At 64.1% G+C, this 19340-nt stretch carries 16 protein-coding genes and 1 pseudogene; 12 read left to right on the top strand and 5 right to left on the bottom strand.

Annotated elements, in window-relative coordinates:
* Positions 1 to 63 precede the first annotated feature (63 nt).
* The 4 genes and pseudogenes from cobN (at position 64) to bluB (ending at position 5736) form a co-directional block, all read left to right on the top strand.
* Entirely contained in the window at positions 64 to 3780 is a 3717-nt protein-coding gene (cobN, locus tag BM131_RS15710; protein ID WP_090191007.1) for a cobaltochelatase subunit CobN, read from the top strand.
* A gap of 232 nt (positions 3781 to 4012) precedes the next feature.
* The gene (gene cobO / locus BM131_RS15715; protein ID WP_090191009.1) at positions 4013 to 4621 is read left to right on the top strand and encodes a cob(I)yrinic acid a,c-diamide adenosyltransferase; all 609 of its coding nucleotides are present in this window, start codon (positions 4013 to 4015) and stop codon (positions 4619 to 4621) included.
* Between the two features lies 1 nt (position 4622).
* On the top strand, positions 4623 to 5084 hold the full coding sequence (locus BM131_RS15720) for a cupin domain-containing protein (RefSeq protein WP_090191011.1): 462 nt from the start codon (positions 4623 to 4625) through the stop codon (positions 5082 to 5084).
* 34 nt (positions 5085 to 5118) lie between these two features.
* Positions 5119 to 5736, top strand: a pseudogene (gene bluB / locus BM131_RS15725) (5,6-dimethylbenzimidazole synthase).
* Between the two features lie 76 nt (positions 5737 to 5812).
* On the opposite strand, the gene BM131_RS15730 reads toward bluB, so the two are convergent.
* Positions 5813 to 7447, bottom strand: coding sequence for a thiamine pyrophosphate-binding protein (locus BM131_RS15730; RefSeq protein WP_090191013.1), 1635 nt, complete (start codon positions 7445 to 7447; stop codon positions 5813 to 5815).
* A gap of 105 nt (positions 7448 to 7552) precedes the next feature.
* Between BM131_RS15730 and BM131_RS15735 the strand changes: the two genes are divergently transcribed.
* Entirely contained in the window at positions 7553 to 8347 is a 795-nt protein-coding gene (locus BM131_RS15735; RefSeq protein WP_090191015.1) for an HTD2 family dehydratase, read from the top strand.
* Positions 8348 to 8423: 76 nt separating this feature from the next.
* On the opposite strand, the gene BM131_RS15740 is transcribed toward BM131_RS15735, so the two are convergent.
* Positions 8424 to 9461 (bottom strand): NAD(P)/FAD-dependent oxidoreductase, encoded by a 1038-nt coding sequence (locus BM131_RS15740; RefSeq protein WP_090191017.1) that lies wholly within the window; start codon positions 9459 to 9461, stop codon positions 8424 to 8426.
* A gap of 49 nt (positions 9462 to 9510) precedes the next feature.
* Here BM131_RS15740 and mnmC2 point away from each other — a divergent pair, with 49 nt between their 5' ends.
* The 3 genes from mnmC2 to BM131_RS15755 all read left to right on the top strand — a co-directional run bounded on the left by mnmC2 (position 9511) and on the right by BM131_RS15755 (position 12211).
* A complete protein-coding gene (gene mnmC2, locus BM131_RS15745) occupies positions 9511 to 10185 on the top strand; it encodes a tRNA (5-methylaminomethyl-2-thiouridine)(34)-methyltransferase MnmC2 (RefSeq protein ID WP_090191018.1) in 675 nt (224 codons plus the stop codon).
* A complete protein-coding gene (locus BM131_RS15750) occupies positions 10185 to 11063 on the top strand; it encodes a DMT family transporter (protein WP_090191020.1) in 879 nt (292 codons plus the stop codon). The genes mnmC2 and BM131_RS15750 overlap by 1 nt, the downstream gene beginning before the upstream one ends.
* Positions 11064 to 11176: 113 nt before the next feature.
* Entirely contained in the window at positions 11177 to 12211 is a 1035-nt protein-coding gene (locus BM131_RS15755) for a sensor histidine kinase (RefSeq protein ID WP_090191022.1), read from the top strand.
* A 36-nt stretch (positions 12212 to 12247) separates the two neighbouring features.
* Here the strand turns inward: BM131_RS15755 and BM131_RS15760 are convergent, their stop codons facing one another.
* Positions 12248 to 14602, bottom strand: a complete 2355-nt coding sequence (locus BM131_RS15760; RefSeq protein WP_139222657.1) for a lytic transglycosylase domain-containing protein — start codon at positions 14600 to 14602, stop codon at positions 12248 to 12250.
* Positions 14603 to 14760: 158 nt separating this feature from the next.
* Between BM131_RS15760 and dapA the strand changes: the two genes are divergently transcribed.
* Together dapA and BM131_RS15770 are read left to right on the top strand one after the other, a co-directional pair.
* Positions 14761 to 15633: a 4-hydroxy-tetrahydrodipicolinate synthase gene (dapA, locus tag BM131_RS15765; RefSeq protein WP_090191043.1), complete on the top strand. Its 873-nt coding sequence runs from the start codon at positions 14761 to 14763 to the stop codon at positions 15631 to 15633.
* Positions 15633 to 16103 carry a hypothetical protein gene (locus BM131_RS15770; RefSeq protein ID WP_090191023.1) on the top strand — a complete coding sequence of 157 codons (471 nt, stop codon included), beginning with the start codon at positions 15633 to 15635 and terminating at the stop codon, positions 16101 to 16103. The genes dapA and BM131_RS15770 overlap by 1 nt, the downstream gene beginning before the upstream one ends.
* 46 nt (positions 16104 to 16149) lie before the next feature.
* Here the strand turns inward: BM131_RS15770 and BM131_RS15775 are convergent, their stop codons facing one another.
* Together BM131_RS15775 and BM131_RS15780 are read right to left on the bottom strand one after the other, a co-directional pair.
* Positions 16150 to 17328, bottom strand: coding sequence for a winged helix-turn-helix domain-containing protein (locus tag BM131_RS15775; RefSeq protein ID WP_090191025.1), 1179 nt, complete (start codon positions 17326 to 17328; stop codon positions 16150 to 16152).
* On the bottom strand, positions 17325 to 17759 hold the full coding sequence (locus tag BM131_RS15780; protein WP_090191026.1) for an ion channel: 435 nt from the start codon (positions 17757 to 17759) through the stop codon (positions 17325 to 17327). Before BM131_RS15780 ends, BM131_RS15775 begins: the two co-directional genes overlap by 4 nt.
* 120 nt (positions 17760 to 17879) lie before the next feature.
* Between BM131_RS15780 and smpB the strand changes: the two genes are divergently transcribed.
* Together smpB and sseA are read left to right on the top strand one after the other, a co-directional pair.
* A complete protein-coding gene (gene smpB, locus BM131_RS15785; protein WP_090191045.1) occupies positions 17880 to 18353 on the top strand; it encodes an SsrA-binding protein SmpB in 474 nt (157 codons plus the stop codon).
* A gap of 118 nt (positions 18354 to 18471) precedes the next feature.
* Positions 18472 to 19338, top strand: coding sequence for a 3-mercaptopyruvate sulfurtransferase (sseA, locus tag BM131_RS15790; RefSeq protein ID WP_090191027.1), 867 nt, complete (start codon positions 18472 to 18474; stop codon positions 19336 to 19338).
* The last annotated feature ends 2 nt before the right edge of the window (positions 19339 to 19340 follow it).

The raw sequence follows: 19340 nt of genomic DNA on the forward strand, positions 1-19340 counted from the left end.
GACTGGCCCCCTTGCGTGGTTTGATAACCCCATGTGGCCTTTTGCAACGAAAGGTCAAGCGTGATGCACCTGCTTGCCGCCAGCGCCAACGCGATCCCCGACGGCACAGAGCCTGTCGATCCCGGCCAGACCCCCGCCGAAGTGGTCTTTATCAGTGCCGCCGATACCGAACTCGCCGCCTTGTCAGAAGCGCGGGCCGCAATGGACACAGCCCCGTCCCTGCGCCTGCTGAACCTGATGAACCTGACCCATCCGGTGTCCGTGGACATGCACCTCGATGCCTGCGCGACGCGGTCCCGCTTGGTGATCGCCCGCGTGCTGGGCGGCATGGGCTACTGGAACTACGGCGTCACCCAATACGCCGCACGCCTGCGCGAATCCGGCGTCAAACTGGCCCTGCTGCCCGGCGACGACAAAGACGACCCTGACTTGCGCGGCCTGTCCACCGTCACCGACGCAGACTACGACGCGCTCTGGTCCTACCTTGTCGAAGGCGGCCCGCAGAACACAGTCCGCTTCCTTGCATGCGCCAAGGCCATCGTGGATGGCACTGACCGCCCCGCCGGACCCAGCCCCTTGCTGCGCGCCGGCGTCTACTGGCCCGGCGCAGGCATCGCTGATTTGTCCACCGCGCAGGCCGCGTGGCAGCCGGACGCCCCCATCGTGCCCATCGTCTTCTACCGCGCCCTCGTGCAGGGCGGCGGCCTCGCGCCGATCAACCGCCTTGTGCGGTCCCTAACCCGCGCGGGCCTGAACCCGCTGCCAATCTTCGTGGCCTCGCTTAAGGACTCCCTGTCCGCCGACACGTTGGACCAGTTGTTCAGCCAAGCCCCGCCCGCCGCGATCCTGAACGCCACCGCATTTGCCGTCGGCAGCCCGCATGACGGCGATGATAGCCCGGCCAACCCGCTGATTGCCAATGACGCCCCCGTCTTCCAGATCGTCCTGTCCGGCGGGTCCGAAGACGCATGGCGCGCCTCCCCCCAAGGCCTGACCGCCCGCGACATCGCCATGAACGTCGCCCTGCCAGAGGTCGACGGCCGCATCCTGACCCGCGCCGTCAGCTTCAAAGGTGCCGCCTATTTCGACGAGGCGACGGAATGCGCGATCACGACCTATCAGGCGATGGGCGACCGCATCGACTTTGTCACGCAGCTGATCGCAAACTGGACCCGCCTGCGCAGCACCGCCCCGGCGGAGCGCAAAGTCGCCCTGATCCTCGCTAACTATCCTAACAAAGACGGCCGCCTGGCCAATGGTGTCGGCCTCGACACGCCAGCGGCGACGGTCCACACCTTGGACCTGCTGGCTAAGGCAGGCTACACCACCACGCCGCCGGCTGACGCCCAAACCCTTATGAATACCATGATGGCCGGCCCCACCAACTGGCTGACCGACCGCGCGGATACGGACGGCGGCGAACTCCTCCCCCTCGACGTCTACAAACAACACTTCGAAACCCTCCCCTGGGACGTCAAAAACCAAATCACTACCCGCTGGGGCGCGCCAGAGGACGACCCATTCCTCTCTGTTTGTGAAATATCCCCGCCGGAGGCATCCAAGCCTTCAAAGGCCACAGGCTTCAAGCTATCGATCCACCGCTTCGGTAATGCCGTCGTCGCCCTGCAACCCGCGCGTGGCTATAACATCGACCCGACTGAGACCTACCACTCCCCCGACCTCGTGCCGCCCCACAACTACCTCGCCTTCTACTTCTGGCTGCGCCACCACTGGGGTGCCCACGCCATCGTTCACATGGGCAAACACGGCAACCTTGAATGGCTGCCGGGCAAGGCGCTGGCCCTATCACAAGACTGCTGGCCAGAGGTCGCACTTGGTCCCACGCCGCACATCTATCCCTTCATCGTCAACGACCCCGGCGAAGGGACGCAGGCGAAACGCCGCACCAGCGCTGTCATCGTCGATCACCTGACCCCGCCCCTGACCCGCGCCGAAAGCTACGGCCCGATGCGCGACCTAGAGGCGCTGGTGGACGAGTATTACGAGGCCGCAGGCCTCGACCCGCGCCGCCTGACCTACTTGCGCGAACAAATCCTGTCGTTGTCAGACGCCACAGGCCTTGCCCAAGACGCAGGCCTATCCGGCGATGCCGACAGCGATCTGGCCAAACTCGACGCCTACCTGTGCGAGCTGAAAGAGGCGCAGATCCGCGACGGTTTGCACATCTTTGGCCAAAGCCCGACGGGCCAGCAGGAAATCGACCTGACCATCGCCCTCGCCCGCGTCCCGCGCGGCGACGGCAAGGGCGCGAATGCCTCGCTCTTGCGTGCGCTGGCCCTCGACTTCGGGCTCAGCATCGATCCGCTCGACTGCGACCTGTCGGCCCCTGCCCCCGAAAAGCCCGCCGCTTTGGGTGACCTCAAAGGCTGGCGCAGCAACGGCGACACGATTGAACGGCTCGAACTGCTGAGCCAGCAGATCATCGGGGACGGCGGTCGGGGTGCCTTAGGCGTCAGCCCCATCGCGTCATCTGCTGTCCTTGAGGAAATCGAAACCCGCATCCGCCCCGCCGTCGCCGCCTGCGGCCCCAGCGAAGGCGCAGGCTTGCTCCGCGCGCTCGATGGCCGCGCCATCCCCCCCGGCCCATCCGGCGCGCCGACCCGCGGCCGCCTTGACACGCTGCCCACAGGACGCAACTTTTACTCCGTCGACAGCCGCGCCGTGCCGACCCCGACCGCTTGGGCGCTGGGCTGGAAATCGGCGAACCTGCTGCTGGACACCCACCTGCAATCCGAAGGCGACTGGCCCAAATCCTTGCTGATCACCGCATGGGGCACCGCCAACATGCGCACGGGCGGCGATGACATCGCACAGGCGCTGGCGCTGATGGGCGTCAAACCGACATGGGACGCCGCCAATCGCCGCGTCACCGGCTTTACCGTCATCCCCGCCACCACCCTTGGCCGTCCGCGCGTCGACGTCACCCTGCGCATCTCTGGCTTCTTCCGCGACGCCTTCCCCCAGCTGATCGCCCTCGTCGACGGTGCCGCCCGCGCGATCCAAGCACTGGACGAGCCCGAGGACATCAACCCCGCCGCCGCCCGGACAAAACGCGGCGAAGATGCCTCCCGCGTCTTCGGCTCCAAACCCGGCGCTTACGGTGCGGGCTTGCAAGCCATGATCGACGAACGGCTTTGGTCAGACCGGGCCGACCTTGCGCAGGCCTATCTGACATGGGGCAGCTACGCCTACGGCGCAGACGGGGCGGGCACCGCTGCCCGTGCAGCCTTCGAGGCGCGGCTGTCGCAAACCGACGCCATCGTGCAAAACCAAGACAACCGTGAACACGATATTCTGGACAGCGACGACTACTACCAATTCGAAGGCGGTGCCGCTGCCGCTGTGGCCACCCTGCAAGGCACGGATCGCCCGATCTATCACAATGACCATTCACGCCCGGAACGCCCGGTCATCCGGCGGCTAGAGGATGAAATCGGCCGCGTGGTCCGGTCCCGCGCCACGAACCCAAAATGGATCGCAGGCGTAAAACGCCACGGCTACAAAGGCGCGTTCGAAATTGCGGCGACGGTCGACTACCTCTTTGCCTTCGCGGCAACGACTGGTGCCGTGCGGAACCACCACTTTGATCTGGTCGAAGACGCCTTCCTTGCCGACGACGATACCCGCGACTTTATCGCAGAGGTCAACCAGCCCGCCCTGCGCGAAATCGCCCAGCGCCTGCAAGAAGCCATAGACCGCAATCTGTGGACGCCAAAGTCAAACTCGGCCCGCGCCCGTATCGCGGGACTGCTGGATTAGCCTGCGACAGACAGCGCGCCAATCAACAAATAGGACAACAATAAAAATCCGGCAAAATAGTGCATAACATACCCCAATGTGTTCTGCCGCTGTTCCTAGTCTGACTTCATTCGTGCGGCACGGGGAATAACACGCAATCCGGCCCCCTGTTCCCACGACTGGCGCATTCGGCCTTGCTTGCGCCCACACACCACGCCGCCTACACATACACCTGCAAAAAGGGAGTGCCGCCATGACCGACGATCCAGACCGCCACGCGATGAAAATGGCCAAGAAAAAGGCCGCCCGCGACAAGATCATGGCGACCAAGACCGACCAGAAGGGTCTGGTCATCGTCCACACCGGCAAGGGCAAAGGCAAATCCAGCGCCGCCTTCGGGATGATTTTCCGCTGCATCGCCCACGACATGCAATGCGCCGTCGTGCAGTTCATCAAAGGCGGCATGAGCACGGGCGAGCGCGACCTGATCTTGGCAAAGTTCACCGACATCTGCGCGTTCCACACCATGGGCGAAGGCTTTACCTGGGAAACGCAGGATAAATCCCGCGACACCGAAATGGCGCAGGCCGCCTGGGCCAAGGCCAAAGAGCTGATCCGCGATCCCGCCAACACAATGGTTTTGCTGGATGAAATCAACATTGCGATCCGCTACGACTATGTCGACATCAACGACGTCGTCACATTCCTACGCGATGAAAAGCCGCCCATGACCCATGTCGTCCTGACGGGCCGCAACGCCCATGACGACCTGATTGAACTGGCCGATCTGGTGACCGAAATGGAACTGGTCAAGCACCCGTTCCGTGCAGGCATCAAAGCGCAGATTGGCGTGGAATACTAATATGCCGCTGATCCCGCAGGGCACGAGCCGCATTGACCACGGCGACGGTGTCTGCGGGCCGTATACGGCTGCGCTTTTGTCTGACACAGGGGGGCTGACGCAATTCGGCGCGTTCATCGAAACCCTGCCGCCAGGCTCGGCCTCCTCCACGCTGCACTGGCACGCGCAAGAGGATGAGATGGTCCACATCCTGACCGGCACCGTGACCCTGATCGAAGGGGACATGCAGACAGCAATGCACCCCGGCGATACCGCCTGTTTTCAGGCCGGCATTCCCGTCGGACACTGCCTTCGCAACGACAGCGACGCCCCGGCCAGTTACATGGTGATCGGCACGCGGTCAGGCCGTGATGACGTGACCTACCCGCTCACCGGCGATACGCTGACAATCCGGGACGGCATCAAGACCTATCGCGACGCGGATGGCACCATCACCCACACCGCGCCATATCACGGCGCATGACAATGCCCTGCCCGCCCAAGGCTACCCGATGCAGATGACCCCAGACCACGCGCAAGCCTTGCAGGATATCCTGACATGGCGCCGCGATGTGCGGCATTTCCGCCCTGACCCGGTCGCGCAGGACCGCTTGGACCGCCTGCGCGCCGCCATGGACCTTGCGCCATCTGTCGGGAATGCGCGGCCGTGGCGCGTGATGCAAGTCACCACGCCTGCACTGCGATCCGCCGTCATCGCCAATTTCGAGGCCGCCAATACGCAAGCTGCCGCGCGCTACGACGGTGCACAAAAGGACGCTTAGAACGCCCTGAAACTGGCGGGCCTGCGCGACGCCCCCGTCCATCTGGCGATCTTCACCGAACGTGACCCGGACGAAGGCCATGGCCTTGGCCGCCAAAGCATGCCGGAGATGCTGACATTCTCGACCATTTGCGCCATTCACAGTCTGTGGCTCGCCGCCCGCGCCGACAACATCGGGGTCGGTTGGGTGTCGATCCTCGATCCAGGCGCGCTCCACGCCACCCTGAATGCCCCGGCAAACTGGACCTTCACGGCCTACCTCTGCATTGGTATTGCCGCCAGTGACGACGACACACCGCTGCTGCACCGCACTGACTGGCAGGCCAACACCCGCACCGCGTGGCGCAGGGTCTAACCTTCTTCTGGTCCCAAATACCTCGGGGTCCGGGGCAGCGCCCCGGCTTTTTTCCGATTTTTCGCCGAAAAATCGGCTAGCTCAGCGACGCCCCCGGCGACAGCACACGCGGGTCAAGCACACATTCGATCACCGCAACCGTCCCCGCCGCCCGGGCCTGCGCAAAGGCATCCGCAAACTGCGCCTGGTCCGTCACGGTTGCGCCAAACCCACCGTAAGCCCGCGCTAAGGCGGCGAAATCAGGGTTCGCCAGTACCGTGCCCGATACGCGGCCCGGATACGTCCGCTCTTGATGCATGCGGATCGTGCCATAGCGGCCGTTATTCATGACGATGACGATCGGGGCCGCGCCATGCTGAACCGCCGTCGACAGCTCGTTGCAGGTCATCTGAAAGCAGCCATCGCCCGCCAGACAGACCACCGTTTTGGCTGGATGCTCTAACGCCGCGGCGATGGCTGCGGGAAAGCCATAGCCCATGGAGCCAGAGGTCGGCGCCAATTGTGTGCCGTATTGTTTGTAGGTGAAATAGCGGTGCAGCCAAGCTGCATAATTCCCGGCCCCATTCGTCAGGATGGCGTCCTGCGGCAGCGTTTCAGACAACCAACGGATCACCTGCTCTTGCTTCACATCGCCGGGGCTTTCCACCGGGTCTTGCCATTTATCAAAGGCCGCCCGCGCCGATTGTACTTCGCCGGGCCAACCCGCCCAATCAGCTTGCCGCTGCACCGCACCCGACAGGCCAGCCATCGCAACATCGCCGCGGCACACGACGCCAATGTCCACGCCGTAAACGCGCCCGATCTCGTCCGCGTCCGCGTGGATATGCGCGATCATCTTGCCGGGGGCCGCAGGATCCACCAGCGTATAGCCCTGCGTTTCGATATCGCTGAACCGCGTGCCCACCAGCAGCAGCGCATCCGCATCGCGCACCCGCACCGCAAGCGCCGGGTTCACGCCGACATTCAGATCGCCAGCAAAGCAAGGGTGGCGGTTGTCCATGTAATCCTGCCGCCGGAACGACGTCGCAACCGGAATTTGCGCCGCGGTTGCAAAGGCGGCCAGCGCCGCGGCGGCCTCTTGCGACCAATGCGGCCCGCCCACGACCATAAGGGGCCGTTTGGCACGGCGCAGCCGCGTCAGCAGGTCATCCCAAACGCCCGCGTCTGGCGTCACATCTGTGTGCCAACTGCCGGTGAAATCAGGTACGTCAGAAGACGCGCTCAGCATATTTTCAGGCAGCGCCAGCACCACTGGCCCCGGACGCCCGGACATCGCTAGGCGAAACGCGCGCGCGATGTATTCCGGCAGGCGGGCCGTGTCATTGCATTGAAACACGCCCTTGGCCAGCGTGCCAAACATCGCTTTGTAATCAACCTCTTGAAAGGTTTCCCTGTCCGTCTGGCCATTGTCGATCTGGCCGACGAACAGCACCATCGGCGTGCTGTCCTGCCGCGCCACATGCACGCCCGCGCTGGCGTTGCAGGCCCCCGGCCCGCGCGTGACAAAGCAGACGCCAGGCTGGCCGGTCAGCTTGCCCTGCGCCTCTGCCATCATCGCGGCCCCGCCTTCGTGGCGGCAAACGACGTTTTGGATGTCGCTGTCATAGAGCCCGTCAAGCGCGGCCAAAAAGCTTTCGCCCGGCACAGAGAACACGCGCTGCACGCCAAGTTTCACCAGTTGATCGCTTAGGATTTTCCCGCCGTGCCGCATGTCATCCGCCCTTTTTTAAACTTGTCCCAGCATGTCGCGGCGACAGCAGCCCCGCAAGGCAGATCGGCATTTGCGCCCCTTTGATTTTGCAGTCACATTAGCGGGATGAACACAGCCGACGACCGCACACAAACCCGCACTGACCTGATGGACCCCGCCCGCGCGCAGGCCTTGCAGGCCGCCATGGGCGCAGAGCCAACGATAGCGGCGGGCGATCCGCTGCCGCCCTTTGCGCATCACATCTATTTCTGGGAGGCCGCACCGCCATCCCGCCTAGGCCGCGATGGTCATCCGGCCACAGGCAGCGGCTTTATCCCCGACCTTGGGCTGCCGCGCCGCATGTGGGCGGCGGGCCGTTTGGTGTTTCACCAGCCGCTGCTGGCAGGTGTGCGGGCGGAACGGATCAGCCGGATTGAAGGTATCACCCGCAAGGACGGCCGTAGCGGCCCGCTGGCTTTTGTGCGCGTGCGGCACGACATCCGGCAACGGCAGGCGCTGGCGCTGACAGAGTGGCAGGATTTGGTCTATCGCCCGGACGGCACGGACCAATCGCCAGCGCCTGCGGCCCGCACGGACGAGGCGATCGCTGAACCCTTTGCGCCAGATACCACGCTACTGTTTCGCTATTCAGCGCTGACCTTTAACGGTCACCGCATTCACTACGACGAGACCTACGCCCGCGACGTTGAAGGCTATGACGGTTTGGTCGTCCATGCCCCGCTGCTGGCGCATCTGCTGATGGGATTGGCGCAGCGGCAGTTGGGCGAATTGCGTGAATTTGCCTATCGCGCCACAGCGCCCTTGATGCACCATGAGGCGGCCAGCCTGTGTTGGCGCGATGGTGTCGCATGGGTGCGGGCCGCAGACGGGCGTCAGTGCATGGTGGCCGAAGCGCGGTGATATCTTCAGCGGCAAAAGGGGGGCCAGCCCCCCGGCGCTTTGCGCCGCCCCCCGAGGTATTTTTGACCAGAAGAAGCTAAAGGGATGCGGCCGGATCGAAGTCGGCGGGGATCGTGTCCCGGTCGTCGATCAGCAGATCCGCCATGACCTGCGCCATTTTTGGGGCCATGCCGAAGCCGATCTTGAACCCGCCGTTCGCGACGAATGCGCCGGGGATGAAGGGGTGCCGGCCCAGCATCGGGGCGCGGCTGCGGCTGCGCGGGCGCACGCCGGCCCAGCGGGCGATGACCGGCGCGTTTTGGAGAGCCGGCAGGGCAGCGCGGGCCTTGGCGACCAGTGCGTCAAGTTGGTCATCGGTGGCGGTGCCGTCATCGAAATCCCGTTCTGTCGTCGATCCGATGGCGACGGTGCCGTCCATATGCGGCACGATATGCAGCGTATCTACGAAAAGTTGCGGCAACCCGCGCGCGTCAAGGCGCAGCAGCGCTGCTTGCCCCTTCACCCCTGCCCCGACAAGGCGGGTATGGGTCTCGGTCATCTGCTCTAATCCGGCGGCACCGGTGGCCCAGACGACCTTGCCCTGTGCATCGCCGCCCCGCAGGATGTCCCCGCCGCCCGCTGTGATCGCAGCGGCAAGGGCGAGGGTCGCTTGGCGCGGGTGGATCAGGGCGGTCAGCGTGTCTTGGACCAGAAGGCCGCTCGGGCTTGGCGGTTCCCAATCCGCATGGGTGGCGGGCACGATGCGCCAGTCCGCCTGCCCCAGCCACAGGCCTGCCGCGCCAAACGCGCGGGCCTGCGCGAGCGCTATGGCAGCCTCGTCCGCCAAGGGCTGCAGGCGGCCTGTGCGCGCGTAGCCGGTGGCGCGCCCAGATGCCTCTGTCACGTCCGCCCAAAACGCTTGCGACATCAGCAAGCTGCCCAGCTGAAAGTCCTTCTTGGCGTTCCAATTTTCCGGCACATGCGGGGCCAGCGCCCCGACGATCCCGCCAGAGGCACCTGCCGCCACGCCATTGGGGTCGATGACCTGCACCTTTGCCCCGCGCTGCACGCAGGCCCACGCAATCGACAGGCCAATCACGCCCGCGCCCATTACCGTCACATCTGCCGTTGCCATTACCCGCCCCGCGCTTCACAAGTCAGCTTACCCCATACGGCAAAGCATCATGACCGGCCAGAGCACCGACCCCCATCCCCTTGACTGGCGCGAAACTGCGCATGGCACCGTGCCGGTGTCATTGCAGTTCGACGATCCATTCTATTCGCTGCAAGGCGGGCTGGCGGAGACGCGCCACGTCTTTTTAGGCGGCAACGACCTGCCTGCGCGATTTATTGACGGGTTCCACATTGCAGAGCTTGGCTTTGGCACGGGGCTGAACTTTTTGACGACCCTGCAGGCCTTTCGCGACAGCGGCACCCCCGGCCGTTTGCAGTTCACCAGCTTCGAGGCTTATCCCCTTGACCCTGCAGCCTTGCAGCGTGCCCTTGCGCCTTTTGCAGCAGACTTGCCGGTTCAGGTGTTGAGCCGGGTCGGCGATATCACCGGGCCGGATTTCGATCTGCGCGTGGTGATTGGCGATGCGACCACAACCCTGCCCGCGTGGGATGGCCGCGCTGATGCGTGGTATCTGGACGGCTTTTCGCCTGCCAAAAATCCCGGTCTGTGGACGCCCCAGATTATCGCCGCCGTTGCGGCACACACCAAAGCCGGCGGCACCGCCGCGACTTATTCGGCGGCGGGCCATGTGCGAGCATCACTGACAGCGGCGGGCTTTGACGTGACCCGCGTGGCGGGTTTCGCCACCAAACGCCACATGACAATCGCGCGAAAGGCGAGTTGATGCAAAGCTCGAATACCAAGCTGGGCATCGGCCTGATGATCGCCACGACCTTTGTCTTTGCGGTGCAGGACGGGATCTCTCGCCACTTGGCAGGCGAATACAATGTGCTGATGATTGTGATGGTCCGGTATTGGTTCTTTGCCGCTTTCGTGATCGCGATTGCGCGGCTTAAGGCCGGATCGGTCCGCCGCGCCGCGGCCACCCGCCAGCCCGCCGTGCAAATCTTTCGCGGCCTGCTGCTGGCCGGAGAGATCTGCATCATGGTCGCGGGTTTCGTGGCCCTTGGCCTTGTCGAAAGCCACGCGATCTTTGCCTGCTATCCGTTGCTGATTGCCGCGCTGTCCGGCCCGGTATTGGGCGAAGGTGTCGGCTGGCGCCGCTGGGCGGCCATCGGGATCGGCTTTGTCGGGGTGCTGATCATCCTAGAGCCGGGGATCACCGTTTTTGCCCCTGCCGCCATCCTGCCGCTGGCTGCGGCCGTGATGTTCGCGCTTTACGGCCTGCTGACCCGCTATGTCGCGCGCCAAGACACCACGGCGACCAGCTTTTTCTGGACAGGGGTTAGCGGCGCTGCCGCGATGACCTGCGTCGGCATCTGGGGGTGGGAGCCGATGAGCGCGCCGGACTGGGGCTGGATGGCAGCGCTGTGTGTCACCGGCGTGACCGGCCACTGGCTGCTGATCCGCTGCTACGAGGTCGCCGAGGCCAGCGCTGTGCAGCCCTTTGCCTATCTGCAACTGGTCTTCGCCAGCGCCATCGGCCTACTTGTGTTTCAGGAAACGCTGCAAACGCACGTGGCCGTCGGTGCGCTGATCGTTGTCTGTGCAGGCGTTTTCACGCTGATCCGCAGCCGAAAGGTTGCAACAGGCGGCGCATGATGGGAGGAACGGGCCGTTTGGTTCACATTGCTGCCATAGCTTAAGGCGGCTTCGTTGATCAAAGATTCAATGTTTGTTAAGGTTTTCCTCCACCGATAAGAAGCAAGGCGACGATGTCACAGACCGAACCCCTCGCGGCATCCGCTGCCCCCCCTTCGGACGCATTGCCGCCACTTGGCATGCGAGTGACCGATCTTGGCCTCGGGCTAGGAACAATCGATTATATCGCCGATACGATTACGTTGGATGACCGGGCTGCTGCGCTGTTCGAACTGCCTGCGAATGCGCCTGTGCCGCGCAAGACGCTTCATGCGCAAATCCATCCCGATGACATCGGCGAAGTCGAATGTCTGGTGGAACAGATGCTAAGCCCGCAGTTGCCCAACTTCATCGACGTGATCCACCGGGTCCAAACCGCCGACGGCAGTGAACGCTGGGTCAGTGCACGCAAGCGGGTCAGCTTTGGCCCTGCGGACGCGAACGGGATTATGCCACCGGTTTCTGGTATCGTGGCGATCATGGACATGACTCCGCATAAAAAGGCCGAACGTCAGGTGCAGGACCTGATGCGGGAAACCAACCACCGCCTGAAAAACCTGCTGACTGTCGTGCAAAGCATCGCCCGCATGACGGCGCGCAGCTGCGACGTGTCCGAATTCCTGCCGCGCTTTAATGCGCGCCTGCGGGCGTTGTCGCATAATCAGGATTTGCTGGTGTCGCGCGGCCACGAAGGCGTCGTTCTGGGCGATCTGGTCAGAGAACAGCTGCGCCCCTTCTCCGGTGATGCCAATGCCGCGATCAGCATCAGTGGCCCGGACTTGCCTCTGCGCTTTGCCGCAATCCAGCCCATCGGACTGGCCCTGCACGAGCTTGCCACCAATGCCGCCAAATACGGCGCGCTGTCGGTGCCGGATGGCACGTTGGACATCCGCTGGGATATTCAGGACGGGCAGTTCACCCTGTCATGGACCGAAAGCGGCGGACCTGTTGTCGTGCCGCCGCAGCGTACCGGATTTGGCAGCACGGTGCTGCGGGGCATGACGCGCAGTGCGCTAGAGGCAGAGGTCACCCTGCGCTACGACCCAACGGGTGTGCATTGGGGCGTTACCTGTGATCCGTCCATCGTGCGGGACCCCGCCGCGCTGTAACTTGCGCCGCGCGATATTTAGCCAAATAGATTACTTTCAGGGCCGCGCGACGGGACGCAGTGTTGCGCGCGGACCGTTCGCTGTGGGCGGGTTTGCCGCGACCACATCAGACGGGGCAACATCCGACGGGGCGGCCGCAGCTGGCTGAACCGCCGCGGCAGGCGTCGTCACAGCAACCGAAGCTATCGTCGCCGAGGCATCATCCGCAATATCCTCTGGTCGCGCGATAGGGCGCTGCGGTGGCACGCTGGCCGTCGTCAAAGAGGTCTGCACAAGCTCAGCCGCAGTCGGCGTCGCTGCACCATCCGTCACCGCATCAACCGGACGCGCCACAGGGCGGGGCAAAGCGGGGGACGGGTCTTGTTCGCTGTTGTCCCCGGTCACAGGGGCCGGAAGTTCCAAAGTGCCATCGGCCCGCGCGACCGGGCGCACGATGTTTTCTTCGCCGCGCAGCAGCTGCGTAAAGGCGATAGGTCCGGCCACACCCGTCAGGCGCGCCTCATAGACCGGGATCGATTCTGTGACGCGCTGCACGTAGTTGCGGGTTTCGCGAAAGGGGATCATTTCGATCCAGTCGATGACATCAACCTCGCCGCTGCGCGGATCGCCGCGTTCTTGCATCCAGTCGCGCGGACGGCCCGGCCCAGCGTTATAGCCTGCGGCGATCTGCACCGGGCTGTCGCCAAAGCGGTCGGTCAAATCGGCCAGATAGCGACTGCCAAGCGTAGCGTTATAACGCCAGTCTGTCGTCAGGCGGTTTTTATCGTAGGGCAAATCCAGACTGCGGGCGACATCGCTGGCGGTGCCCGGCATCAACTGCATCAGGCCCAGCGCGCCAACAGGGCTGCCAGCAGCCTCGTTAAACTCACTCTCGCGGCGGGCGATGGACAGGGCCAGCGCGGTGGACACGGGCAGCTCAGCCTCTGCCAAGTCGTGTAGCGGGAAATACAGCGACGGGATCACCATGCCGCGGGTGGCGGCGGTTTTGCCCAGCAGCACCTCGAAATAGGTTTGATCCTGCGCTTCAAGCGCTGCGCCAAGGCGGGACAGATCGTCCGCGTCCAGCGTTTTGCCAAGCTCTGCAAAGAAGAGCACAGCCTTGCCACGCTCCCCTGCCTCTAGCAGGGCCATGCCGGCCTGAACGAAATCGTTCTGCATCACATCGGCGTTCTGCCAGTCCCGCGCATCGCCACGCCCCGTCAGGAAAGGATCAAGCGGCACGCCCAGCTTTTCCGCTGCCAGCAGCCCGTAAAAGCTGGTTTGATGCTGCGCCGCGCGGGCATAGGCCATGCGCGCATCATCCGTGCGGCCCAGCACATCCAGCGCCCGCCCCTGCCAATACCCGGCGCGGCCAAGGGAAATCGGGCTATCAACCTCTGCCGCGGTGCGGTCAAAGTGCGTCAGGGCTAGGGCTGGATCGTTCAGGAACCGCAGCTGCAGATAACCCGCAAGCCATTCGAGGTCGGCGTAATTGGCGGCGCTATCGGATGGCGCAACAAAATGGTTCGCCGCCAGATCATAGGCCGCTTGATAATTCCCGTCACGCATCTGCCAGCGCGCCAGAATGCGCCGCCAGCTGGCCCAACGCCACGGCTGCCCCAGTGCTTCGGCAGAGGTGGATTGCGCCGACAAAATAGCAATCGCGTCGGACTGCCGCCCCTTGCCGGCCAACCAGTTGAAGCGATCATACATCAGCCCGGGCGTATTACGCAGCGCAGTTGGCACAGCCTCGATCGCGGCGTCAGGGTTGCTGGCTTTGCGGATCAGCGCGATGCGCGCGCGCACCAATGCGGCCTGGCCGTCGTCCAGCAGGGGCAGCATCAGCTCTGCCTCTGCGGTCTGCCACCGCCACAGCAGGGCATCGGCCCGTGCGGGGTGCAGGTCGGCCAGATCAGGGCCGAAAGCGTCCAGCAAAGTAGCCTGTCCATCGGCCGTCAGCGACAGGTCCAGCCACGCGGCCCGCACCGCGCTGCGCGCAGCGGCCTGATCGCCAGTGGCCACATAAGCCTGCGCCAGCCGCACTGCCCCTTCGCCCGTTGTCGGCGCGGCACTGCTGAACCAGCCGATAACGCTTTCGGGCTTAAAATTTGCCGGGATCAGCAATTCGCCCGCGCCGCGCAGCACGTCCTGCCCCGGCCAGTCGCCATGGGCCTGCTGAAAATCGACGTAGTCCTGAAACACCGCATCGCCAAACCGCAGCCGCTGCCACGTCACCAACGTGCGGATCGCGTCATCCTGCGGTCCCGCTTTGGAATAGGCGTTCAGGAAATCCCGCTTCATCGCGAATTCCACAGCGGCCACGTCATTCCCAGACACTTGCCCGGCAACGGGCAGTGGCAAGGCAAACAAGCAGGCTGCGACGGCAAGGCGGCGCGCGGCGGGGAACGGCATCAATAGGTCCCGGGGATCAGGGTAAAAGTTTCACTATGGTATCGTGCATGCACTGCGATGCAACGCACAATCTTGGCATTGCGCGCAAACCGGTCTAGGGTCCGCGACGTTCTACCGGCCCGGTTCTGGGCCGCCCATTCGCACAAGGTCACAGGTCTATGTTCAAAGGCTCTTACGTCGCACTCGTCACACCGTTCACACACGGAGAGGTCGACCTTGCCGCCCTGAAACGCCTTGTCGACTGGCATGTCGACCAAGGCACACACGGGCTGGTTCCGGTCGGCACAACAGGCGAAAGCCCGACACTTACCCACGCAGAACACGATCTGGTCGTAAAAACCGTCGTCGATCACGCCGCTGGCCGCATTCCGGTCATTGCAGGTGCCGGGTCCAACAACACGACTGAAACCGTGCGTCTGGTGCAGGCCGCCAAGGATGCGGGCGCCGCCGCCGCGCTGGTCGTCACGCCCTATTACAACCGCCCGACGCAGGCTGGCCTGATCGCGCATTTCGCCGCCGCTGCCGACTGCGGTTTGCCCATCGTGATCTACAACATCCCCGGCCGCTCTGCCGTGGACATGAGCGTCGCGACGATGGCCGAACTGGCCAAGCTGCCGATGATCGTCGGGGTTAAGGATGCCACCGGCGATCTGTCCCGCGTGCCCAAGCAGCGCCTGTATTGCGGCACCGATTTCGTCCAGCTGTCTGGCGAGGACGCCACGGCGCTTGGCTATAACGCCCACGGCGGCGTCGGCTGCATTTCCGTCACCGCCAACATCGCCCCCGCGCTTTGCGCGCAGATGCAAGAGGCGACACTGGCTGGCGACTTCGCCACAGCGCTGGATATCACCGACCGCCTGATGCCCCTGCACGAGGCGATCTTCCTCGAGCCCGGCCTTGTCGGCGCAAAATACGGCATGTCCCTGCTGGGCATGGGCAACGAAGACGTGCGCCTGCCGCTGGTCGGCCTGACGGACGGCGTAAAAGACCGCATCCGCGCTGGCATGGTCCACGCTGGCCTGCTGAACTGATGCCGCAGCCCGCTGCTGTCTATGCAACAACCCGCTCTGCGGACGCGGCAAAGCGTTTGCGGCGCAATGCACTGATGGCAGCGGTCGGCTTAGGCGTGATCGGCTGGGCTTGGGTGACGACCGATCTGTCCTATTGGGCGATTTCGTTCTTTATCCTGCTGACGCTGTTTCAGGCGCTGATCCTAGCCCTGACGGTGGCGGGGCTGATCGTGTCGCGCCAGCCGCTGATTGTCACGGATCAGGACGTTGTCATCCGCACTGCGCTGACCGCCCGCGTACCCCGTGCGCAAATCACCGCCATCGCCCCCCACGCGGATGGCAAAGGCATGGCGCTGACCTATGACGATCCGGCCAAGGGCCATCAGGGGCAGATCAAGCTGCCTTGGAATTTCATTGCAGAGCCGCAGGATCAGGTCGTGGCCGATCTATCCCGCATTCTAAATATCCCGCGCCAAAGCGCTGCGGTTTAGCGGGCCGGTGGGCGGGGCGCCTTTGCGGGCCTGCCCGCAAACAGCGTCAGCCGCCGGATCGCAACCAATCCTCCGCGTAAACGACCTCACCGCAGCCACCAAACCGCGCCGCCCGTGACAGCTCTGACCTGAGCCGCGCTAGCCGCCCTGCCCCCATGGCAACGCCGGATTCAGGCCAGAAGGCGCGTACCTGCAGCACATCGCCCTGCCGCGCCATGTCGATGCGGCCGATGGCCCGCGCGCCCTCCCACACCGGGAAAACGTAATAGCCATAGGTGCGCTGCGCCGCTGGCACGAAAATCTCGATCCGGTAGCGAAAGCCGAACAACCATTCCGCCCGTTTGCGGTCGCGCAAGGCAGGGTCAAAGGGCGACAGGATGCGCACCTTTCCGGGCAGGTCAGCGGCTTGATCCAGCACATCGGGCCGCGCCAGACAGCGGCGCAGCTTACCGTCCGCCCCTGCCACATCCAGCGCAATCGCGTGCCCATCCGCCAGCGCCGCCTGCGCCCAATCGCGGGCCTCTTCTTTTGTGACGACATCCCAGAACGCCGCGACCTCGGTTGGTGTCGCAAACCCCAACCGGTCCAACGCCGCGTGGCACAGCGCGTCCACCGTCGCGGCCGCATCAGCGGGCAGATCGCGCACGGCATCCGGAATCACCCGCTCTGTCAGGTCATAGACCTTGCGAAACCCCTCGCGCCGGGCAACCGACACTTGCCCACTGCGCCACAAATACTCCAGCGCGGTCTTGCTGGGATGCCAGTCCCACCACCCGCCTTTGCCGCGCACCTCGTCCTTACCCACGTCACCAGACGTACAGGCCCCGTGATCCGCAATCTGTCGCAGCACCGTATCAACCTGCCCGCCAAAGCCTGTCGGCCGGTCCTTTTCCCAGCGCCGCTGCAGCCGCGCCGCGTCGCGGGCAAAGCGCAGCCGCCAATGCGGCCACAGGTCCATCGGGATAACCGCTGCGTCATGGGTCCAATGTTCAAACACAGCCCGGTCCTGCGCCAGCAACCCGTTCATCGCATCCGGGCGATAACTGCCATGGCGCGACCACAAGATCAGATCATGGGCGCGGGCAAAGGTATTCACGCTATCCAGCTGCACAAAGCCCAGATCAGCGATCACATCCATGGCCGAGGCCGGCGCCTTCGCCCCCAAACCATGCCGCGCCAAAAACACAGCCCGCGCGCGGGCATTGTCCAGCACGGGCACGCTCATACGTCTGGCCCCATCTGGCCCGCACGGATGCTGCGCAGGCTGTCCAGCATCAGCGCTGTCGTCAGACCGATATTTAAAAGCCCATTCGTCGCCGCCATCCCCGCAAGTAGTCGCCATTCCACCGGCAGCAACACATCGCCAAACCCCAGCGTGGTAAAGGCGACCAGCGCGAAATAAACCGCCTCGTCGAGGTGTACGAAAATCCCAAGCCCCCGCAGCGCCAGCGCCCAGATCCACACGCCCACCGTCATTTGCGCCAGCACCCAGACAGCCGTCATGCACAGAACCAACACCAGCTTGGGCTTATGTGGCCGCTTGGCCAGCCACGGATGCAGACGGCTTAGCACCACTTCCATCAGCCAATAACTGATGCCCGCGACTAGGATCGACGCCAGCACAAGCGCACTGCCAAGGGTAATCTGGATCAGCATGACGCCTCCTGTTGTCGCAGCCTAACCATAGCAGCCCTGCCCCGCACCACCAGACGCCCCGTGTAACCTGTCGGCGCAGAGCGCCTTGTGCAGACTGGCTTGCACGACTACATCGGGGCCATGGCCAAGAAACCTGACAGTAAAAACTACAAAGTCGTCGCCGAAAACCGGCGCGCCCGCTATGATTTCGAGATCCAAGAGGACCTTGAGGTCGGCATCATCCTGCACGGCTCCGAGGTGAAATCCCTTCGCGTCGGTCAGTCGAATATTGCCGACAGCTATGCCTCCGTCGATAACGGCGAGCTGTGGCTGACGAACGCCTATATCGCGCCTTACGAACAGGCGATGTTCAGCCACGAACCGCGCGCCAAGCGCAAGCTGCTAGTGAAATCGCGCGAACTGGCCCGGATGTGGAACGCGACCAAGCGGGAGGGCATGACCCTTGTCCCGCTCGTGATGTATTTCAACGACCGCGGCTTGGTGAAGCTTAAGATCGCCATCGCCAAGGGTAAAAAGAACCACGACAAGCGCGCCAGCGATGCAAAGCGCGACTGGTCCCGGCAAAAGCAGCGTATCCTTAAAAACCACGACTAACGCCCGCAGCACAGGTGCCGCGCACCGCACCCGGTGCACGCATCTGCGTGTCAGCGCGAACTTGCACGGGGGCGGCCCCTGCGCTAGGCAGTGACCGATCAGCTGCAAAAGGTGCAATATGGCCGAACTGTCCGACGATCCGCAAACGCTGGTCAGCACTGACTGGCTCGCTGCCCACCTCAATGACCCCGATCTGCGCCTGCTGGATGCCTCTTGGCACATGCCGGACACCGGGCGCAGCGGCGCGGCTGAATACGCGCAGCAGCACATCCCCGGCGCACGTTTTTTCGATATCGACGATATCAGTGACGCGCGGTCCGAACTGCCCCACATGGCCCCTGCCACGGAAAAATTCATGTCCCGCCTGCGCGCCATGGGCGTGGGCGACGGCCATCAGGTCGTAATCTACGACAGCACAGGCCTGTTTTCCGCCGCCCGCGTCTGGTGGCTGTTCCGCCTGATGGGCAAACGCGACGTCGCCGTCCTTGATGGCGGATTGCCGAAATGGCTGGCCGAGGGTCGCCCGGTCGAGGACATGGCCCCCGTCATCCGCGACCGCCACATGACAACCAGCCGCCAGAACCAGATGCTGCGCGATGTCACCCAAGTCGCCCGCGCGGCCAAGCTGGAAGACCACACCATTCTGGATGCCCGCGGCCCCGGCCGGTTCGAAGGCACAGAACCCGAACCCCGGGCAGGCCTGCGCAGCGGCCATATCCCCGGCGCGCGCAATGTGCATTACGCCACATTGCTGACCCCCAATGGCACGATGAAATCCGTCCCCGCGCTTCAAAAGGTCTTTGCCGAAGCTGGTGCCGATCTGACCAAGCCCGTCATCACGACCTGCGGCTCTGGCGTGACCGCTGCGATCATCAATCTGGCGCTGGAACGCATCGGCAAGACGGATCACGCGCTTTACGACGGATCGTGGTCCGAATGGGGCATGTTCCCCGACCTGCCGATCGAAACTGGCCCCGCCCGCTAAAC

Origin of the sequence: Loktanella salsilacus (assembly GCF_900114485.1) — a bacterium.
Lineage (GTDB): Bacteria > Pseudomonadota > Alphaproteobacteria > Rhodobacterales > Rhodobacteraceae > Loktanella > Loktanella salsilacus.

Bases quoted from the DNA above. Each gene is read 5' to 3' on its own strand.
- smpB (WP_090191045.1), top strand. From the start codon at position 17,880: ATGGCCAAGAAACCTGACAGTAAAAACTACAAAGTCGTCGCCGAAAAC.
- BM131_RS15770 (WP_090191023.1), top strand. From the start codon at position 15,633: ATGCCGCAGCCCGCTGCTGTCTATGCAACAACCCGCTCTGCGGACGCG.
- BM131_RS15760 (WP_139222657.1), bottom strand. From the start codon at position 14,602: ATGCCGTTCCCCGCCGCGCGCCGCCTTGCCGTCGCAGCCTGCTTGTTT.
- BM131_RS15720 (WP_090191011.1), top strand. From the start codon at position 4,623: ATGCCGCTGATCCCGCAGGGCACGAGCCGCATTGACCACGGCGACGGT.
- sseA (WP_090191027.1), top strand. From the start codon at position 18,472: ATGGCCGAACTGTCCGACGATCCGCAAACGCTGGTCAGCACTGACTGG.
- cobN (WP_090191007.1), top strand. From the start codon at position 64: ATGCACCTGCTTGCCGCCAGCGCCAACGCGATCCCCGACGGCACAGAG.
- BM131_RS15740 (WP_090191017.1), bottom strand. From the start codon at position 9,461: ATGGCAACGGCAGATGTGACGGTAATGGGCGCGGGCGTGATTGGCCTG.
- mnmC2 (WP_090191018.1), top strand. From the start codon at position 9,511: ATGACCGGCCAGAGCACCGACCCCCATCCCCTTGACTGGCGCGAAACT.
- BM131_RS15750 (WP_090191020.1), top strand. From the start codon at position 10,185: ATGCAAAGCTCGAATACCAAGCTGGGCATCGGCCTGATGATCGCCACG.
- dapA (WP_090191043.1), top strand. From the start codon at position 14,761: ATGTTCAAAGGCTCTTACGTCGCACTCGTCACACCGTTCACACACGGA.
- BM131_RS15730 (WP_090191013.1), bottom strand. From the start codon at position 7,447: ATGCGGCACGGCGGGAAAATCCTAAGCGATCAACTGGTGAAACTTGGC.
- BM131_RS15755 (WP_090191022.1), top strand. From the start codon at position 11,177: ATGTCACAGACCGAACCCCTCGCGGCATCCGCTGCCCCCCCTTCGGAC.
- BM131_RS15735 (WP_090191015.1), top strand. From the start codon at position 7,553: ATGAACACAGCCGACGACCGCACACAAACCCGCACTGACCTGATGGAC.
- BM131_RS15780 (WP_090191026.1), bottom strand. From the start codon at position 17,759: ATGCTGATCCAGATTACCCTTGGCAGTGCGCTTGTGCTGGCGTCGATC.
- cobO (WP_090191009.1), top strand. From the start codon at position 4,013: ATGACCGACGATCCAGACCGCCACGCGATGAAAATGGCCAAGAAAAAG.
- BM131_RS15775 (WP_090191025.1), bottom strand. From the start codon at position 17,328: ATGAGCGTGCCCGTGCTGGACAATGCCCGCGCGCGGGCTGTGTTTTTG.